12 protein-coding genes and 1 riboswitch are annotated in these 17,841 nt (G+C 73.5%); of the genes, 4 read left to right on the top strand and 8 right to left on the bottom strand.

All coding sequences use genetic code 11. The features are described from left to right. Position 1: 1 nt before the first annotated feature. Positions 2-3,574 carry a cobaltochelatase subunit CobN gene (gene cobN, locus Acy02nite_RS32855; RefSeq protein WP_203749294.1) on the bottom strand — a complete coding sequence of 1,191 codons (3,573 nt, stop codon included), beginning with the start codon at positions 3,572-3,574 and terminating at the stop codon, positions 2-4. A gap of 33 nt (positions 3,575-3,607) precedes the next feature. Next, positions 3,608-3,743: riboswitch (cobalamin riboswitch) on the bottom strand. Between the two features lie 155 nt (positions 3,744-3,898). On the opposite strand from cobN, the gene Acy02nite_RS32850 reads away from it, so the two are divergent. From Acy02nite_RS32850 to Acy02nite_RS32835, 4 genes are all read left to right on the top strand, one after another. Next, a complete protein-coding gene (locus Acy02nite_RS32850) occupies positions 3,899-5,389 on the top strand; it encodes a ferredoxin-like domain-containing protein (RefSeq protein ID WP_203749292.1) in 1,491 nt (496 codons plus the stop codon). Continuing rightward, complete coding sequence (locus Acy02nite_RS32845) at positions 5,389-6,012, top strand: precorrin-8X methylmutase (RefSeq protein ID WP_203749290.1); 624 nt, start codon at positions 5,389-5,391, stop codon at positions 6,010-6,012. The genes Acy02nite_RS32850 and Acy02nite_RS32845 overlap by 1 nt, the downstream gene beginning before the upstream one ends. 23 nt (positions 6,013-6,035) lie before the next feature. Next, positions 6,036-7,622 carry a precorrin-2 C(20)-methyltransferase gene (locus tag Acy02nite_RS32840; RefSeq protein WP_203749287.1) on the top strand — a complete coding sequence of 529 codons (1,587 nt, stop codon included), beginning with the start codon at positions 6,036-6,038 and terminating at the stop codon, positions 7,620-7,622. 148 nt (positions 7,623-7,770) lie between these two features. Then, positions 7,771-9,384 carry a cellulase family glycosylhydrolase gene (locus Acy02nite_RS32835; protein ID WP_203749284.1) on the top strand — a complete coding sequence of 538 codons (1,614 nt, stop codon included), beginning with the start codon at positions 7,771-7,773 and terminating at the stop codon, positions 9,382-9,384. Here the strand turns inward: Acy02nite_RS32835 and Acy02nite_RS32830 are convergent. Genes Acy02nite_RS32830 through Acy02nite_RS32800 form a run of 7 tightly spaced genes read right to left on the bottom strand, consistent with a single transcriptional unit; the run spans position 9,324 to position 17,767 of the window. Continuing rightward, positions 9,324-10,517 (bottom strand): glycosyltransferase, encoded by a 1,194-nt coding sequence (locus tag Acy02nite_RS32830; RefSeq protein WP_203749281.1) that lies wholly within the window; start codon positions 10,515-10,517, stop codon positions 9,324-9,326. The genes Acy02nite_RS32835 and Acy02nite_RS32830 overlap by 61 nt on opposite strands. Next, positions 10,495-11,733, bottom strand: coding sequence for a glycosyltransferase family 4 protein (locus Acy02nite_RS32825; RefSeq protein ID WP_203749278.1), 1,239 nt, complete (start codon positions 11,731-11,733; stop codon positions 10,495-10,497). Before Acy02nite_RS32825 ends, Acy02nite_RS32830 begins: the two co-directional genes overlap by 23 nt. Beyond that, positions 11,730-12,995 (bottom strand): lipopolysaccharide biosynthesis protein, encoded by a 1,266-nt coding sequence (locus Acy02nite_RS32820; RefSeq protein ID WP_203749275.1) that lies wholly within the window; start codon positions 12,993-12,995, stop codon positions 11,730-11,732. Before Acy02nite_RS32820 ends, Acy02nite_RS32825 begins: the two co-directional genes overlap by 4 nt. Beyond that, complete coding sequence (locus Acy02nite_RS32815; protein ID WP_203749273.1) at positions 12,989-13,879, bottom strand: hypothetical protein; 891 nt, start codon at positions 13,877-13,879, stop codon at positions 12,989-12,991. Before Acy02nite_RS32815 ends, Acy02nite_RS32820 begins: the two co-directional genes overlap by 7 nt. Further along, positions 13,879-15,831: a glycosyltransferase family protein gene (locus Acy02nite_RS32810; RefSeq protein WP_203749269.1), complete on the bottom strand. Its 1,953-nt coding sequence runs from the start codon at positions 15,829-15,831 to the stop codon at positions 13,879-13,881. Before Acy02nite_RS32810 ends, Acy02nite_RS32815 begins: the two co-directional genes overlap by 1 nt. Continuing rightward, positions 15,828-16,931 (bottom strand): glycosyltransferase family 4 protein, encoded by a 1,104-nt coding sequence (locus Acy02nite_RS32805; RefSeq protein WP_203749266.1) that lies wholly within the window; start codon positions 16,929-16,931, stop codon positions 15,828-15,830. Before Acy02nite_RS32805 ends, Acy02nite_RS32810 begins: the two co-directional genes overlap by 4 nt. Continuing rightward, a complete protein-coding gene (locus tag Acy02nite_RS32800) occupies positions 16,928-17,767 on the bottom strand; it encodes a glycosyltransferase family 2 protein (RefSeq protein ID WP_203749263.1) in 840 nt (279 codons plus the stop codon). The genes Acy02nite_RS32805 and Acy02nite_RS32800 overlap by 4 nt, the downstream gene beginning before the upstream one ends. Between the last annotated feature and the right edge of the window lie 74 nt (positions 17,768-17,841).

Here is a 17,841-nt window from a genome sequence, read left to right as displayed (position 1 = left end):
CCTAGGCCGGCCCGTCCTCCAGATCGCCCTCGGTCTCGAGGTAGAGCTGCTGGAGCGCGGCCAGCGTGTCAGGCGACGGGGAGTCCCAGAGCTTGCGCTCGGCCGCCTCCAGCAGGCGCTCGGTGATGCCGTGCAGCGCCCACGGGTTCGACCGTTTCATGAACTCCTGGTTCTCCGCGTCGAGCGCGTACGTCGTGGCGAGCTGCTCGTACATCCAGTCGGCGACGACACCGGCGGTCGCGTCGTACCCGAAGAGGTAGTCGACGGTCGCGGCCAGCTCGAACGCGCCCTTGTAGCCGTGCCGGCGCATCGCGGCGATCCAGCGCGGGTTCACCACCCGGGCCCGGAAGATGCGCGCGGTCTCCTCGGTCAGGCTGCGGGTCCGCGTCGCGTCCGGGTTCGTCGAGTCACCGATGTACGCCGCGGGCGCCTTCCCGGTCAGCGCGCGCACCGTCGCGATCATGCCGCCGTGGTACTGGAAGTAGTCGTCGGAGTCGGCGATGTCGTGCTCGCGGGTGTCGATGTTCTTCGCGGCGACGTCGATGCGCCGGTACGCGTTCTCCATGTCCCCCCGTGCCGGCACCCCGTCGAGGTCACGGCCGTAGGCGAAGCCGCCCCACACCGCGTACACCTCGGCCAGGTCGGCGTCGTCCCGCCAGTTCCGGCTGTCGATCAGGGGCAGGATCCCGGCTCCGTACGCCCCGGGGCGTGAACCGAAGATCCGCATGGTGGCCCGCCGCCAGTCGCCGTGCTCGTCCTGGTCCCGCCGCGCGTGCTCCCGCACGTAGTTGTCGGGTTCGTCGAGGTCGGCGACCATCCGGAAGGCGTCGTCGAGCATCGCCACGACGTGCGGGAACGCGTCCCGGAAGAAGCCGGAGATGCGAATCGTCACGTCGATCCGGGGCCGGCCCAGCTCCTCGCGGGTGATCGGCTCCAGGCCGGTGACCCGGCGAGAGGCAGGATCCCAGATCGGGCGTACGCCGATGAGCGCCAGCACCTCGGCGATGTCGTCCCCGGCGGTGCGCATGGCGCTGGTCCCCCACGCGGAGAGGCCGACCGATTTCGGCCAGTCGCCGTAGTCCTTGCGGTAGCGCGCCAGCAGCGAGTCGGCCATCGCCTGACCGGTCTCCCACGCGAGGGAGCTCGGGATCGCCTTCGGGTCGACGGAGTAGAAGTTGCGGCCGGTGGGGAGCACGTTGATCAGGCCACGGAGCGGGGAGCCGCTCGGGCCGGCCGGCACGTAACCGCCGTCGAGCGCGTGCAGCACGTTGGTGAGCTCGTCGGTGGTCCGCGCGAGCCGCGGCACCACCTCGCGCGCCGCGAACTCCAGCACCCGCACGACCTCAGGCCTGGCGGCGAGATCCGGGATGCCGCCCGGCGCGGAGCCGGCGGTCAGCAGATCGGCCGGGACCGTCGTCGGCCAGCCGGCCTCCTCCATGGCGGTGACCAGCGCGCGGGCCTGCTCCTCGATCGCGTCGGTCTCGGCGGTCGACGCTTCCTCGGCGAGGCCCAGCGCCTCCCGCAGACCGGGCAGCGCGGCCACCTGACCGGCCCACATCTGACGGGCGCGGAGCATCGCGAGCACCAGGTTGACCCTGGCGGTGCCTTCCGGAGCGGCGCCGAGCACGTGCAGCCCGTCGCGGATCTGCACGTCCTTGATCTCACACAGCCAGCCGTCGATGTGCATGATGAAATCGTCGAACTGCTCGTCGTCCGGCCGGTTGGACAGGCCGAGGTCGTGGTCCATCTTCGCGGCCTGGATCAGCGTCCAGATCTGCGCGCGGATCGCCGGCAGCTTCGCCGGGTCGAGCGTGGCGATGTTGGCGTGCTCGTCCAGCAGCTGCTCCAGGCGGGCGATGTCGCCGTAGGACTCGGCGCGCGCCATCGGCGGGATCAGGTGATCGACCAGCGTGGCGTGCGCCCGGCGCTTGGCCTGCGTGCCCTCGCCCGGGTCGTTGACCAGGAAGGGGTAGATCAGCGGCAGGTCGCCGAGCGCCGCGTCGGTGCCGTCGGAGGCGGACATGCCCACGTTCTTGCCGGGCAGCCACTCCAGGTTGCCGTGCTTGCCGACGTGCACCACCGCGTGCGCGCCGAACTCATCGGCCACCCAGCGGTAGGCGGCCAGGTAGTGGTGGCTCGGCGGCAGGTCCGGATCGTGGTAGATCGCCACCGGGTTCGCCCCGAAACCGCGCGGGGGCTGCACCATCACGACGATGTTCTCGTCACGGAGGGCGGCCAGCACGATGTCGCCGTTGTCGGTGTAGAGCTCGCCGGGCGGCGGGCCCCAGTGCTGGACGACGCCCTCCCGGAAATCCTCGGGGAGGGTGTCGAACCAGGCCTGGTAGCGCGCGCCCGGAATCCGCACCGGGTTACCGGCCAGCTGCTCCTCGGTGAGCCAGTCCGGGTCCTGCCCACCGGCCGCGATCAGGGTGTGGATCAGGGAGTCGCCGTCGTAGGACCCGAAGTCACCGATCCGGTAGCCACGCTCGGCCATCGCCGCGAGCAGGGCGACCGTCGAGGCGGGCGTGTCCAGGCCGACCGCGTTGCCGATCCGGGCGTGCTTGGTGGGGTAGGCCGAGAGCATCAGCGCGATCCTGCGGTCGGCCGGCGGGACGTGCCGCAGGCGCGCGTGAGCGGTGGCGATGCCGGCCACCCGGGACGCGCGCTCGGGGTCGGCCACGTAGACCGAGAGGCCGTCCTGGTCGATCTCCTTGAACGAGAACGGGACCGTGATGATCCGCCCGTCGAACTCCGGGATCGCCACCTGGGTCGCCGCGTCCAGCGGGGACAGGCCGTCGTCGCTGGCCTCCCAGGTCGCGCGCGAGCTGGTCAGGCACAGGCCCTGCAGGATCGGCACGTCGAGGTCGGCCAGCACACCGACATCCCACGCCTCGTCGTCGCCGCCGGCGCTCGCGGTCGCGGGGCGGGTGCCGCCGGCCGCGAGCACGGTCACCACCAGGGCATCCGCCTTGCGCAGCTCGGCGAGCAGCTCCGGCGACGCGGTGCGCAGCGAGGCCGTGAAGATCGGCAGAGCGCGGGCGCCCTTCGCCTCGATCGCCTGGCAGAGCGCCTCGACGAACGCGGTGTTCCCGGCCATGTGGTGCGCGCGGTAGTAGAGGACGGCGACGGTCGTCTCCGCCTCCTTCGCGTCCCGCGGAAGGATCCCCCACTGCGGGCTCTCGACCGGCGGCGCGAAGCCGTTGCCGGTGAGCAGCACCGTGTCGGAGAGGAAGTCGTGCAGGCTCGTCAGGTTCTCCGCGCCGCCCTGGGCGAGGTAGAGGTGCGCGTCGGCAGCGATGCCGGCCGGGACCGTGGAGAGCTTCATGAGGTCGGCGTCCGGCGCCATCTCGCCGCCGAGCACCACCACCGGGATCTCCCCGCCGAGCAGCGCGTCGAGCCCCTCCTCCCACGCACGGCGGCCGCCGAGGATGCGGACGACGACCAGCTCGATCCCGTCGAGCAGGGCCGGCAGGTCGTCGACCCCGGTGCGGGCCGGGTTGCCGAGCCGCCAGGCCGAGCCGCTGGCCCGGGCGCTGAGCAGGTCCGTGTCGGACGTCGACAGCAGCAGAAACACGCGTGCGCTCCCCTCGGGGTCCGCGCCCCGGGTAGTAGAGAAATCACGGCGACCGGAGTTCCTGGCTCCCGGGCTGAGCACTGGTCGGCTGAGCCCGGTGACAGTGGCGGGACCGCGCCGGACTCGCACCGGCTTCCTCCGCAGCGTCACCGCTGACATTCACTTGTTCCGCCACACGCTACTGGACGCCCGGACGTGACCGGGTTCCGATGCCGGACCGATTTCGTGACGCCGCTGACGGGCCGTGTGATGCCGCTGACGAAGTTGTGATGCTGCCGACCCGAGGCTGCGGTCCTGTCGGAGGCCGCCCGTAGTATCCGGGCCGTGACTCGCCTTCGTCAGTCGGACACCGACGCCTGCCCCGGCGCGCTGCGGCTCCACGCCGCGGCCGACGGGCTGCTGGCGCGGGTCCGGCTGCCCGGTGGTCTGCTGAGCGGCGCCCAGCTGCGCTCGCTGCGCGAGCTCGCCGAGGAGTTCGGCGACGGCCGGCTGGAGCTGACCTCACGAGCGAACCTGCAGCTCAGGGCCTTGAAGGCAGAGCAGGCGGAGACCTTGGCGGCCCGCTTGCGCGACGCCGGGCTGCTGCCCTCGTCAACCCACGATGCGGTACGCAACATTGCCGCGCCGCCGCTCGCCGACGATCGGATCCGCCGAGCGGTGGGCGAGCTGGACGCCGCGATCTGCGCCGACCCCGCGCTGGCCGCGCTGCCCGGCAAGTTCCTGTTCGCGATCGGTCCCGTGCCCCTCGCCGCCGATGTCGCCGCGTTGCCGGCGGGACGTGGGTTCGCGCTGCGGTTCGGCGGCCACGACACCGGCCTGCGGGTGGGTGCGGAGCGGGTGGTGGAGGCGCTGGTCGTCGCGGCGCACGCGTTCCTGGCGGAGCGCTCGGCGCAGCGGCCGGCCGACGCCTCCGGGGCTGCCTGGCGGCTGCGCGAGCTGACCGGCGGGCCGGCCCGGGTGTCGGCCCGGGTCGCCGCCGAGCTCGGCCTCACAGCGGCGGCCGTCACAGCAGCGGGCCTCACAGCGGGAAACGTCAGGGCGAGCAGCGTCATGACGGACAGCGTCACGACGGGAGACGCCACAGCCGCAGGCGTCACAGCCGGGAGCGTCACGACGGCGGCCGCAGCCGAGGGGGTCGAGCCTGGCGGCCTGGTGGGCGTCGTGACCGGAAATGGTCAGTTCGCGGCTGGGGCTCTGGTGCCACTCGGGCGGCTCGAGGGCGTACAGCTGAGGGCCTTGGAGGACGCGGAGCGTCTCGTCGTCACGCCGTGGCGTGGCGTCCTGGTGCCCGGCCTGACCCGAGCCGCGGCCGAGGGCCGGGTCGAGCGGATGGCCGCCGCCGGCCTGGTGGTGACGGCCACCTCGCGATGGACCGGGGTCAGCGCGTGCGCCGGCCGTCCCGGGTGCGCGAAGTCCCTGGCCGACGTGCGGGCCGAGGCCGACGCCGCGACCCGTTTCGTGAAGGACGGCCTGCCGGTGCACTGGGTGGGTTGCGACCGCGCGTGCGGGAGCCCGGCCGTGTCCCACGTCCGGGTCGAGGCGACCCCGGCCGGCTTCGAGGTGACCCGCCGCACCGCCGCGGGCGCGCCGCTCGGCGACCCGGCCCTGGGCGCGGCGGCGGAGACGACCGCCCTTGACGAGCCGGCGGCAACGACAGGCCTTGGCAAGCTGACGGCAGCGGAGACGACAGGCCCTGGTGAGCCGGCGGCGGCGACAGGTTCCGGTGGGCCGGCGGCGGCGACAGGCTCCGGTGAGCCGCCGGCGGCGGAGGCGACAGGTCTTGGTGAGCTGGTGGCGGGGGCGAGGAGGGCCTGATGGCGTATGAGTACGAGCACGACGGCGCGGAGATCTACCGGCGGTCGTTCGCCACGATCCGGGCGGAAGCCGATCTGGGCGGGCTGCCGGCGGACGTGGCCCGCGTGGTGGTCCGGATGATCCACGCCTGCGGCATGGTGGACCTGGTGCGGGATGTCCGTTTCAGCCCAGGGGTCGCCACGGCGGCGCGCAAGGCGTTGCTCGACGGGGCGCCGATCCTGTGCGACGCGGAGATGGTGGCGTCCGGCGTGACCCGCAAGCGGCTGCCCGCCGGCAACGACGTGATCTGCACCCTGCGGGATCCGAGCGTGCCGGAGATCGCCGCGCGGATCGGCAACACGCGCAGCGCCGCCGCCATGGACCTCTGGGGTGATCGGCTCGGCGGGGCGGTGGTCGCCATCGGTAACGCGCCGACCGCGCTGTTCCGGCTGCTGGAGATGATCCAGGCCGGTGCGCCCCGGCCGGCCGCGGTGCTGGGCATCCCGGTCGGGTTCATCGGGGCGGCGGAGTCCAAGGAGGCTCTCGCCGAGTCCGATCTGGAATACCTGATCGTGCGCGGCCGGCGTGGCGGCAGCGCGATGACCGCCGCGGCCGTGAACGCGCTGGCCTCGGAAAACGAATAGAACCCGAAAGCGGATCCAGGACGATGACGAACGACGTGGTTGCCGGGCGGCTCTACGGGGTCGGGCTCGGGCCCGGCGACCCGGAGCTGGTCACGGTCAAGGCAGCGAGGCTGATCGAGAACGCCGACGTGGTGGCGTACCACGCGGCGCGGCACGGGCGGAGCAACGCCCGCGCGATCGCGGCCGGCTACCTGCGGGAGGGCCAGATCGAGGAGGCCCTGATCTACCCGGTGACCACCGAGACCACCGACCACCCGGGCGGCTACCAGGGCGCGATCGACGAGTTCTACGAGCAGGCCGCGGCCCGGCTCGCCGCACATCTGGACGCCGGTCGCGACGTGGTGGTGCTGGCCGAGGGCGACCCGTTCTTCTACGGCTCCTACATGCACATGCACAAGCGGCTCGCACACCGCTACGTGACGACCGTCGTTCCCGGCGTGACGTCGGTGAGCGCGGCCTCCGCGGTGCTGGGCCGCCCGCTGATGGAGCGCGACGAGGTGCTCACCGTGCTGCCCGGCACGCTGCCGCCGGAGGAGCTGGCGCGCCGGCTCGCGGGCACCGACTCGGCAGCGGTGATGAAGCTCGGCCGGACGTTCGGCGGGGTGCGCGACGCGTTGGCGACGTCGGGGCGGCTGGACGACGCGTTCTATGTGGAGCGGGCCACGATGGCCGCCGAGCGGGTCGGCCGGTTGTCCGAGATCGATCCGGAGACGGTGCCGTACTTCTCGCTGGCGCTGCTGCCGAGCCCGGCGGCGACGGCCTTCGTCGAGGGCGAGCCGGCGCGCACGGCCGTGGGGGCGGCGGGGACGGCCGGGCAGGAGATCGGGCCGGAGGAGCGGGCCGGCGGGGTGACCGTCGTCGGGCTCGGGCCGGGCGCGCCCGGCTGGCTGACCCCGGAGGCGCGGGAGGCACTGGCCGGAGCCGACGACCTGGTCGGCTACACGACGTATGTGGATCGGGTGCCGGCCGGCCCGGGCCAGGTGCGGCACGCCTCGGACAACAGGGTCGAGGCGGAGCGCGCCGCGTTCGCGCTGGACCTGGCGAAGCGCGGGCGCCGCGTGGTCGTCGTCTCCTCCGGTGACCCGGGGGTGTTCGCGATGGCCGCCGCGGTGCTGGAGGTGGCCGAGGATCCGCAGTGGAAGGACGTCCCGATCCGGATCGTCCCGGGCCTGACCGCCGCCCAGGCCGTGGCGAGCCGGGCGGGCGCGCCGCTGGGCCACGACTTCTGCGTCATGTCGCTCTCCGACCGGCTCAAGCCGTGGTCGGTCATCGAGGCCCGGCTGGCCGGCGCCGCCGCCGCGGACCTGGTCGTCGCGATCTACAACCCGGCCTCGCAGACCCGTAAGGAGCAGCTGGTGCGCGCCCGCGAGGTGCTGCTGGAGCACCGCGCGGCGACCACCCCGGTCATCGTCGGCCGGGACGTCGGCGGCCCAGAGGAATCGGTGCGGGTCACCACGCTGGGCGAGCTGGATCCGGCCGGCGTCGACATGCGCTGCCTGCTGATCGTCGGCTCGTCCCAGACCAGGGCCGTGACCAGGGGGAACAGTCAGACCATCGTGTACACGCCGCGGCATTACCCGAGCGCGGAGCCGCCGCACAGCGCCGGCTGATCATCGACCGGGGCGGGGGAAATGAATCGTCCGCTCCCGAATCGCACCGTGGAGCAACCGCACTGCATCGACGGATACCTGAGGGCATCGCATTGACGCGCCGATGGGAGGGGTCACCAGAAAGCTAACGCTGTGAAGGGCTCCCCCCATGTCTCTCGCCGGTCGGCGCGCCGCCATCCTTGCCTCTTCACTCCTTTTCTCGGTTCTCGCACCGGCCGGTGCGGCCTCCGCCGCGGCCAAGCCCGCCCCGGCCAAGAAGCCGGCGATCGCGGCTGCCCCGGCCAAGAAGCCCGCGGTCGTGGCCACCCCGGCCAAGAAGCCCGCCGTCGTGGCGACACCGGCCAAGGTCGTGGCCGCCCCGGCCAAGCCGACCACCGCCGTGACCAAGTCGGCCGTGCCGACCCTCGCGAGCCGGCTGACCGCGGTGCGGGCCGCCAAGACGATCAACTACTACCCGTCGAACGCCGGCTGGTCGGCCATGTGGACCAACTTCGACCCGGTCAAGATCGAGGCGGACCTGACCCGGGCGAAGGAGCTGGGCGCCGACAACGTGCGGGTGATCGTCTTCCCGACCGCGTTCGGCTACCCGGCTCCGAAGGCCGACTACGCGGCCAAGCTGAGCAAGTTCATCAGCATCGCGGACGGCGAGGGCCTGACCGTGAAGCTGACCCTGTTCGACTGGTGGGCGGGCTACACCGACACCGCCGGCAGCTCGGCGTGGGCGAAGGCGGTGCTCACGCCGTACGCGAACGATCCCCGGGTCCTCTCGGTCGAGGTGCAGAACGAGTTCGACCCGACCAACGCCGGCGGCGTGACCTGGATCCGGAAGATCGTCCCGGCGATCCGGGCGGCGGTGCCGACGATGCCGCTGACCGCGTCGGTGTCCGGCACGACCGGCGCGGCCGGGCTGGCGCAGATCCGCACGGTGCTCGCCGCGACCCCGCTCGACTACCTGGACTTCCACTTCTACGGCGACTCGGAGCGGGCCCTCGCCGAGATCCGCAAGGCGCAGGCCGCGGCCGGCTCGTTCCCGATCGTGATCGGCGAGACCGGGCTGAGCACGGCGACCGGCAGCGAGGGCGCGCAGGCCGCGTACCTGGCGCGGGTGTTCGCGGCGGCGAAGGTCGCCGGGGTCGGCTCGGTCGCCCCGTGGACGCTCTCCGATTTCAGCACCGGCGCTATCCCGAGCAACTCGGCGGTCTCCAAGATCCCCGCGCAGTACAAGTTCGGCCTGTACCGGGCGGACGGCTCGGCGAAGGCGGCGGCCGCCGTGGTGCGGACGTACTGGGCCGGTCAGCCTCTCACCAACAGCGTGCTCGACCTGGGTTTCGAGGCGACCGCCGGCAACTCGCCGTGGGGGCCGTACCTGGCCGAGCACGGCACCGCGGAGCGCGTCACCGGGGTGGCGCACGGCGGAGCCGGGTCGGTGCGCTTCACCGGCACCAGCCGGACCGGCGCGGGCCTGCCGTCGCTCCGGCTCGCCCCGGTCACCCCGGTGCAGGCCGGCCTGAAGTGGCACGCCGAGGCGTGGGCCCGGGGCCAGAACCTGACCGGCAGCACCGAGATCGCGCTGAGCTGGTTCGACGCCAACGACAAGTGGCTGGGGCAGACGCAGTCGAAGCCGCTGCCGACCGGCACCACCGGCTGGACGCGGCTGACGGTGGACACGACCGCCCCGGCGGGTGCCGCCGCGGTGCAGCTTCACCTCAAGTCGGGCGACAACAAGGGCACCGTCTGGTTCGACGACGTGGCGATGTCCTGACCGATGCCGATCCGGTGGAACAGGCGGGCGTAGGCGTCCGTCGTGCGTTCCCAGGATGACGGGTCCGCGTGCCGCCGGCCGATCAGGCCGACGGCACTGCCGATTCCGGCGGCGAGCGCGGCCGGGTCCGCGGGAGGGACGAAGACCGTTCCCGCGTACGGACCGGCCGCCTCGACGAGGCCGCCGACGGACGTCACGACGACGGGCAGGCCGTGGCTCATCGCGATGTGCAGAGGGCCGCTCGCCGAGCTGCGCCGGTACGGCAGCACCACCAGGTCGGCTCCCGCGAAGTACTCGTCGACCTCGGCGTCCGGCACGTACCGGTTGACGAAGGTGATCCGGTCCCGGGCCGGCGACCGCTCGATCAGCTCGGCCGGCAACGTCCAGCCCTCCCACGTCTCCCCCACCACGGTCAGGTGGTGTTCCGGGCCGAGCGTCCCGAAGGCCTCGATCAGATCTTCGAGCCCCTTGTACGGGCGGATCGTCCCGAAGTAGAGCAGCCGCCGGACACCGTCCGTGCGGGTCCGTGGCGCCTGGACGGCGTGGTGGTCGAACGGCCCGTGCAGGGCGATCTCGGCCGGCACCCGCCCCAGGTCGTACGCGGTGGACAGCGCCTCCCGGTCGAACGCCGAGTGCACCACCACCCCGGAGGTCCGCGCGAGCAGGGGCCGGATCGCCGCTCGCACGTACCGGGCGGCCCACCGGTGCCGCAGTTCCCCGGTGTCCTGCACCTCGTGGAACTCGATCACCACCGGGATCCCGAGCCGCCGCGCCGCCAGGGCGAGCACCAGGTACGAGTGCAGCACCGCCCCGGTCCACCACTGCAGCACCAGCACGTCCGGCCGCTGCGCGCGCAGGAACGCGACGGCCCGGGCCAGGCTCGGCACTGCCCACCAGTCGACGCCGTCGAAGACCGGGACGCCCGCGTCGTACCGCAGATCGCTGAGCCGCTGCCCGACGCGCTCGCGCCCGGGGTAGAGCCGGGCCGGCAGCAGCCGCCGCATGAGGATGGCGCTGACGTCGAAACGCTCCTGGAGCGCGTTGCTGAGCCGGCAGGTGTAGTAGCTGATCCCGGAGAGGAAGTGCCACCCGGAGCCGGCGACCACCACCCTAGGACGTCGCGATGCAGGCACGGTAGACCTCCTCGATCCGGGGGACGACGCGGGCCGCGGTGAAGTCGAGCCCGCGGTGCCGGCCGGCGGCGCGCAGCCGGGCGGCGAGGTCGTGGTCGGTGAGCACCCGCAGCAGCGCGGCGTGCAGCGCGTCCACGTCGCCGGGCGGCACCAGCAGGCCGCTCTCGCCGTCGCGGACCACGTCGGTGAGCCCGCCGGCGGCCGACGCGACCAGCGGCGCGCCGGCCAGCATCGCCTCGACCGCGACCTGGCCCATGCCCTCGTTCAGGGACGGGACCACGCCGGCCGCGGCGCCGTGGAAGGCGGCCATGACCTGCGCGTGCGGGACGTCGTGGCGGATCAGGGTGCCGGGCGGTGGCGGCGGGGTGTCGTCGCGGCGGGTGCCGAGGCAGACCAGGGCCGGGGCGGGGCCGGGGCCGGCCCAGCCATCGGTCAGCCTGCGGTACGCGTCGAAGAGCACCCCGATCCCCTTGTGCGGCCCGAGCGCGCCGACGAAGAGCAGGTAGTCGCCGCCCGGCAGCCACTCCGGCCGGGGCGTCTCCCGGGCCAGCGTGTCGAGCCCGTCCGGCACCAGGCTGGAGATGACCGTGACGGGCAGGCCGGCGGGCAGGTTCGCCTGGGCCAGCGACCGCGCCACCGAGGTGGAGATCGCGGTGAGCGTGTCGATGCCGCGATGCCGGTGCGCGTGCAGGCCGGTGGTGAGGACCAGCGAGCGGGGGCCGCCGTACTGGGCGGAGGCGCAGCTCACGCAGCGGGTCAGCCCCGGGCCGGAGCACGGGCGGCCGTTGCGCGCCAGCGTCTTGCGGACACAGGCGAGCCCGAAGTCGTGCGCGGTGTGCACGTGCGGCCGGCCGAACGACGTCCGTCGCAGCGGCAGGTAGCTGTACATCAGCCAGTCGTGGCTGTGCACCACGTCGAAGTGCTCGGCGCGCAGCAGCCGCGCGATGCCGGCGGTGGTCAGCGGGTCGGGCACGGTCGGATGGAACGGCTTGCGCGGGTCCTCGTTCAGGCCCGGCACGAGCGTGTTCGCGACGCTGCGGACACGCTGGACACGTACCCCGTTGATGGTTTCCGATCGTGCCGTGCCCGGCGTCGCGAGGGTGAGCACCGTGACGTCGTGGCCGCGGCGGACCAGCTCCTCGCTGCTGGTCGCGATGCTGCGCTCCAGCCCGCCGATCACCGGGGTGTAGAGGTTGGACAGGTGCAGGATCCTCATGAGCCGACGGCCCTCCTCAGACTGAGCGCGACCGCGCCGACGAGCAGCGCCGAGACCGCCTGCCCGGCCATCCAGGCGATCCCCGCGCCGGTCACCCCGGCGCCGGGCAGCAGCAGCCAGGAGAGCGTGAGACAGGTGACGGCGCGCGCCACGTTGAGCCGGCGGCACAGGCGGAACTCGCCGTGCGACCGCCAGTGCGCGACGGCCAGGTTGGTGATCGCGTCCGGGACGGCGGCCAGCACCAGGATCTTCAGGAGCATCCCGCCCTCGGCCGCGTAGGCCGCGCTGAACAGGGCCAGGATCTGATCACCTTCGGTCAGCAGCAGCGCGGCCGGCGCCCCCACCATGGCCAGCACGACGATCGCGGCGCGGCGCAGGCCGACCCGGGCCGCGTTGGTGCGCTCGGCGTAGAGCGCCGAGGCGACCGCCGGCGAGACCATGAACAGCATCGACGCGGTCATCCAGGCCAGGTAGAAGTGGGCGTTGGCGCCCGGCCCGAGCCGCGCCGTGACCAGCACCGGCAGCAGCGCGGCCGGCCCGGCCTGGGTCAGGTTGATCAGGTGGTGACCGGTCAGGGCCGTTCGCAGGTGCGGCAGCTCCGAGCCGAGCCCGGTCAGGCGCAGTCGCGCGCCGGGCCGCAACCGGCCCAGCCCGGCGGCCACCGTCACGACGCTGACCAGCAGCGTCGGCAGGGTCCACGAGACGACCACGACGCCGGCCGAGTGCGCCCCCGCGGCCAGGATCGCGGCGAGAGCGCCGATCTTCCCCAGGGCGAGGGCCAGATTGCGTACGAACATGCCATGCCCCGCGCGGTGGGCCACGTACACGTTGTCGAGCAGCGTGGTGGCCGTGATCGCGGTCGCCGCGCAGACCAGCGCGGCCGCCCCGGCCGGGCGCTGCAGGAAGCCGAAGTTGGCGGCGGCCATCGGGACCAGCACCGTCCCCGCGGCGGCCGCGGCGGCGGTCGCGGCGCAGCCGGCGAGCAGGCCACCGCTGACGATCCGGGCCCAGAGGTCCGGGGCACTGCCGGGCAGCCGCTGGATGAACATGTGGCCGGCGCCGAGGTTGGCGATCATGCTGAGCGCGGTGGCCGCCGAGATCAGCGCGGTGGCGTTGCCGACGAGCGGCTGCGGGATGGCCCGGGCGGCGAGCATCCAGTAGACGTAGCCGAGGCCGCCGTTGACGACGGTGGTCGCCATGATCAGCAGGCTGTTGCGGGCCAGCGAGTCGTTCATGACCCGGCGCGACGCGGTGATCAGCACGCGGTACGCCCCCGGTCGTTCCGCGCCCGCCCGGAAGCGCCGCCCTGCGCCTTGGCGTAGAAGACGGTGCTCGCCTCGCCCACGCTGATCCCGATCGGACGCAGGCAGCCGTCCGGCGGCAGGGCCGGGACCCGGACGCTGAGCGCGTAGACCTTCCCGGTCATCATCGTCACCCGCCGGGTGGCGACGACAGCGCCGCCGACCCGCAGGCGCAGCCAATCGGTGCGGGTCGGCAGGCCGGAGTTGGTGATCCGGACCGGGACGGCCAGGCCGCGGGCCGGGACGGTGACCGGGTGGGTGATGCCGGCCGCCCAGCCGTTCAGCGCGACCGTCAGGTACCCGGGCAGAACCGGGTGCGAGCTGGTCTCCACCGTGCGGATCGCTGCCACTCCCACCAGCGCGGACAGCCCGATCGGGAGCAGGATCGCCGCGGCGGTGCGGGCGGTGGCCCGGCGGCGGGCCCCGGAGAGGTCCGCCGTCCGCCCGGCGGCGCGCTGGGCCGGGACGCCCGGCTCGTCGCAGGGCTCGCCGGCCACCGGGCGGCCGAGGTGGAGCCGGAGCAGACCGGCCGCCGCCAGCACGGTGGCCAGCAGCGCGCACCCGGCGATCAGCGGGACCGGCGCGACAGCGGCGCCGAGCGGATGCAGCAGCAGCGCCACCGCGGGGAGGGTGAGCAGGCCGGCGAGCACGGTCAGGCCGGCTCTGACGGCCGGGACGCCGGATTCCGCGGGGCGTCCGATGACCGCGCGGACCCAGAGCTCACCGATCGCAAGCAGCGCCAGCAGGCAGGCCGCCAGCAGCAACGGCCAGGGCAGGCTCGCCGCGGGGAGCAGAACGGCGAGGCTCGCGTACGCGATCACGAGCGGCCGGAGAATCGTCGTCATCATCGGGTTCCCTCGTGGACCGGCTGGCCCAGGCTGCCGAAGTCGAACCGGTAGATCGCCAGGTGCGGGCCGTCATAGAGCTTGATCAGCCACGGCATCGTGTCGAACTTGGTCAGTTGCGCCCGGTCGAAAGCGGGCACGCCGTCGTGGCGCAGCGGCTCGTTCGTCTCGAAGTAGATGTTGATGTCCGGCACCTGCTCGGCCATCCGGCGGTCCACGACGAGGAACTCGAAGCGCCAGTCGCGCAGCTGGGCGAGCAGCGCGGGCGCGATCGGCTGCCCGGGCGCGGCGCGGTAGAGGTCGTACGCGGGAAAGCTCTCCGATCCTGTCGTCGGCCGCTGCTCACCGTAGGAACCCAGGATCAGCCCCGAGTAACGGTCGGCCACCAGGCGGATCCCGTGTCCCTGGGTGTCGAGCAGCCAGTGCGCGGCGGCCAGCACCTCCGGCGTGGCGGCCCGGGTGTCCGAGCCGTAGACCGGCGGCCCGGGGAACCGGTAGGACGGGTTCATGCCGGCCGCGTTGTTGCCGACCAGCAGCAGCGCGCAGATCCCGGCCAGCCCGGCCCCGGCAGCGGTCCGCCCGGCCGTCGACAACCGCGGTTGCAGCCGTCGCACCCGGTCCAGCAACGCCACGACCACCGGCGCCGCCGCGATCGCCAGGCCCAGGTAGCTGAACGCCCACGAGCGGCGCGCCCCCTCGGCCCCGGCCGGGGTGAGGATCAACGCCGTCGCCGGGAAGTAGAGCGCGCCGACCAGCAGCATCGCGGTGGTCCCGGCACGGGCGACCGGCTCGTCGGTGTAGCGCAGGCGCCACCACAGGCCGACAGCGGCGACCATGGCGATCAGCGCGACGACCGGGGCGACGTACGCCGCGGACTGCTCCCACCAGGGCAGCACCGACTTGCTGAACAGCTCCCGGCCGCCCTCCTCGCCGCCGGCCAGCCCGCTGAACTGGTTCAACGCCCGGCCCAGGTACGGGTCGAGGTAGTCGCCGGTGCGGGGGGCGACGACGGCGAGCCAGGCGGCCACGATCAGCGCGGTGCCCGAGGTGAGCGCCCACGCGGCCCGGGCCGGGGTGATCAGCTCCCGCGCGGGGATCGAGTGGATCGTGCAGACCAGCGCCAGCAGGCCGACGATGCCGGTCAGCCAGAGCGCGGTGAGGTGGTGCGTGGCGGTGGTCGCCGCGGCCAGCAGCAGGGTGAGCGCGGACCAGCCGAGCCGGGCCGGCACGGTGGTCGCCCGCAGCGCGCGCAGGGTCGCGACGAGCGCCCACACCATGATCGGCAGGGACAGCGACTCGTAGCCGAACTGGGTGTCGAAGAAGAGGAACGAGCTGTTCAGGCTGTACCCGATGGCGGCCGCCGCGGCGATCCGCGGGTCCGGCCGCAGCTGCCCGGCCAGCACCGCGACGCCGAGCGTCAGCAGCACGTGCGCGGTGGTCAGCACGAACAGCGCGGACTGCCAGATGCTCAGCCCGGTGAGCGCGGCCAGCGACGCCACGCAGGCGTGCAGGCCGGGGTAATCGCCGATGACCCGGACGATCGGGTTCAGCTCGAAGAGCCGGCCGTCGACGAGGATGTCGTGGCTCTGACCCCAGTGCGCATACTCGTCGTGGTAGAGCGGGCCGCTCGGGTGCCGCAGCAGTTTCGGCAGGTAGGTGAAGGCGCCGTAACCGATCAGCACGGCCAGCCGCAGTCGCGCCGAGGTGCCGCGACGCAGCGCCCAGTACCCGGCCGACAGTGTGAACAGCAGCATCCCGGCCCAGAACCAGCCGAACTGCCCGCTGTCGCCGAACTCGGCCCGCCGGTACGCGACCACGATCGCCGCGGCGCCGGCCGCCCCCGCGACGGTCAGGGTGATCGCGCACCGGGCGGCCTCGGCCACGCGTCCGCGACGCTCGCGTGGCCGTGAGCCGGCGAGTCCCGGCGCCAGCCGGGTGATGACCGTGCTCACAAGCCTCCCGCTTCCGCGGGGATCGTCGGCATCCCGGTCATCGCCGAGTACACCTCCCGGGTCGCGGTGACCACGTCGTCCCAGGTGGGAAGCGGCGCCGGGGTGGCCGACCGGCCGGCCGCGGCGGCGTCCCGCAGCGCGCCGGCCAGCACCGTCTCGTCCTCCGGGTCGGTCAGCCGCACCCACGCCGAGGTGCCGGCCATCGCGGCCAGCTCCTGGTGGGCGGGGATCGGTGAGGCGACCGTCGGGATGCCGGCGGCGAGCGCGTCGGCGACGGTCATCCCGAACGCCTCGTGTGCCGAGGCGGAGACCACCGCGGACGCCCGGGCCAGGCAGCCGGCGAACGCGGCGTCGTCGAGCCGGCCGTGGAAGACGACCCGGCCGGCCACCCCGAGGCGGCCGGCGAGCTGCCGGAGCGAGGAGGCGGCCGGTCCGTCGCCGACCACGTCCAGGCGGTACGCCGGCCCGAGCGGCGCCATCGCCCGGATCACCCGGTCGACCCGCTTGTAGTGCTCGAGCCGGCCGACGCAGAGGATGCCGCGCACCCCGGGTCGCGTGCCGGGGACGACCGGGCGCGGGTCGGTCCCGTTCGGGATCACCACGACCCGCCCGTGCGCCTCCGGGAAGTCGCGCAGCAGCAGGTCCCGTTCGGCGCCGGTGACGCAGACGATCCGGCCGGCCCGGCCGATGATCCGCCGGCCGAGCGGCCGGTAGACCGGGTGCAGCGCGGCACGGAACCGGGTGTGCCCGGTCCCGTGGTAGTGCGGCGTGAAGACCAGCGGGGTCGGGTGCCGGACCAGAGCGGCGCCCAGCGACACCAGTGCGTGGTAGCTGTGGGTGTGCAGGACGTCGTACTCGACGGCGTGGTCGCGTGCCCACCGCCACAGCGGCAGCGAGACCCGGTAGTTGCCGGCCGGCACGGTCAGCGGGAAGCGCCGGACCAGCACGCCGTCCTCGATCGACGTGGATCGGGTGGCGTGCTGGGTGAGCACCTCGACGTCGTCGCCGGCCGCGACCAGTCCGTCGCAGAGGCGCCGGACGTGCGTCTCCACCCCGCCGACGTCGGGATGGTAGGCGTTGCAGACGACGCCGATCCTCATCGTGCGGACCGCCCGGCGACCTGTCGCGCACCGCGCCGCAGTCCACGCGGCCACTCCCGGGCGATGGTCCGCAGCACCCGGATGCCGTCGGTGAACGCGTTCAGGTTGCTCACCCCGTGGATCCGGTTGTGCTCGAAACTGGACACCTCCTGGATGGTCAGCCGGGCCCGGGCGGCACGCAGGTTGAGCAGCGTCTCGATCTCGAACCCGTCACCCCAGAGGCGCCCGTCGCCGCTCGCGGGCGCGGGCGTGGTGCTGTCCAGGTCGAAGACGTCCAGGTGGCACGCCCAGAACGCGTTGTAGCCGTAGCAGAGGTCGCTGTACCGCGTACCGAACAGGATGTTGACCAGGACGCTGAGCAGGTGATTGCCGGCCCGGCGCAGCCGGGTGATGTCGGCGCTGCCGCCACCGGGACGGAACCGCGATCCCTTGGCGAAGTCGGCGCCGCCGCGCAGCGCCGCGAGGAAGCCGGGGATCTCGGCCGGGTCGGTCGACCCGTCGGCGTCGATCATCACGATGATGTCGCCGGTGCACGCGGCGAAACCGCAGGCCAGGGCGTTGCCTTTGCCCTTGCGGTTCTGGGTGACGACCCGGATGTCCGGGCGCAGCCGCCGCGCCACCGCCACGGTGTCGTCGGTGGAGCCTCCGTCGACCAGGATGACCTCGTCCACCTGGGGCAGCCGGTCCAGCACGTGCGGCAGGTTGCGGGCCTCGTTGAGCGCCGGAACGACGACGCTCACGATCGGCTCGGGTCCGGATTCGGGCTCGGGTCGAACCGGCGGCTCGACGATGGTCTGTTCGGTGCCGGCAGGGAGCACACGGTCGACCGTGGGCATGGGTTCTCCGATCGAGCAGGGTGGAGGCGGCCTAGGCGGGCCGGGCGCATGGGTGCGGGTCGCGGGGGTCCGGG

It is taken from the genome of Actinoplanes cyaneus (genome assembly GCF_016862095.1).
GTDB classification, from domain to species: Bacteria; Actinomycetota; Actinomycetes; order Mycobacteriales; family Micromonosporaceae; genus Actinoplanes; species Actinoplanes cyaneus.
This window is presented reverse-complemented; position numbering and strand designations above follow the sequence as displayed.

Coding starts and splice junctions, on each gene's coding strand:
- Acy02nite_RS32845 (WP_203749290.1), top strand. CDS start 5,389: ATGGCGTATGAGTACGAGCACGACGGCGCGGAGATCTACCGGCGGTCG.
- Acy02nite_RS32840 (WP_203749287.1), top strand. CDS start 6,036: ATGACGAACGACGTGGTTGCCGGGCGGCTCTACGGGGTCGGGCTCGGG.
- Acy02nite_RS32835 (WP_203749284.1), top strand. CDS start 7,771: ATGTCTCTCGCCGGTCGGCGCGCCGCCATCCTTGCCTCTTCACTCCTT.
- Acy02nite_RS32825 (WP_203749278.1), bottom strand. CDS start 11,733: ATGAGGATCCTGCACCTGTCCAACCTCTACACCCCGGTGATCGGCGGG.
- Acy02nite_RS32815 (WP_203749273.1), bottom strand. CDS start 13,879: ATGACGACGATTCTCCGGCCGCTCGTGATCGCGTACGCGAGCCTCGCC.
- Acy02nite_RS32805 (WP_203749266.1), bottom strand. CDS start 16,931: ATGAGGATCGGCGTCGTCTGCAACGCCTACCATCCCGACGTCGGCGGG.
- Acy02nite_RS32800 (WP_203749263.1), bottom strand. CDS start 17,767: ATGCCCACGGTCGACCGTGTGCTCCCTGCCGGCACCGAACAGACCATC.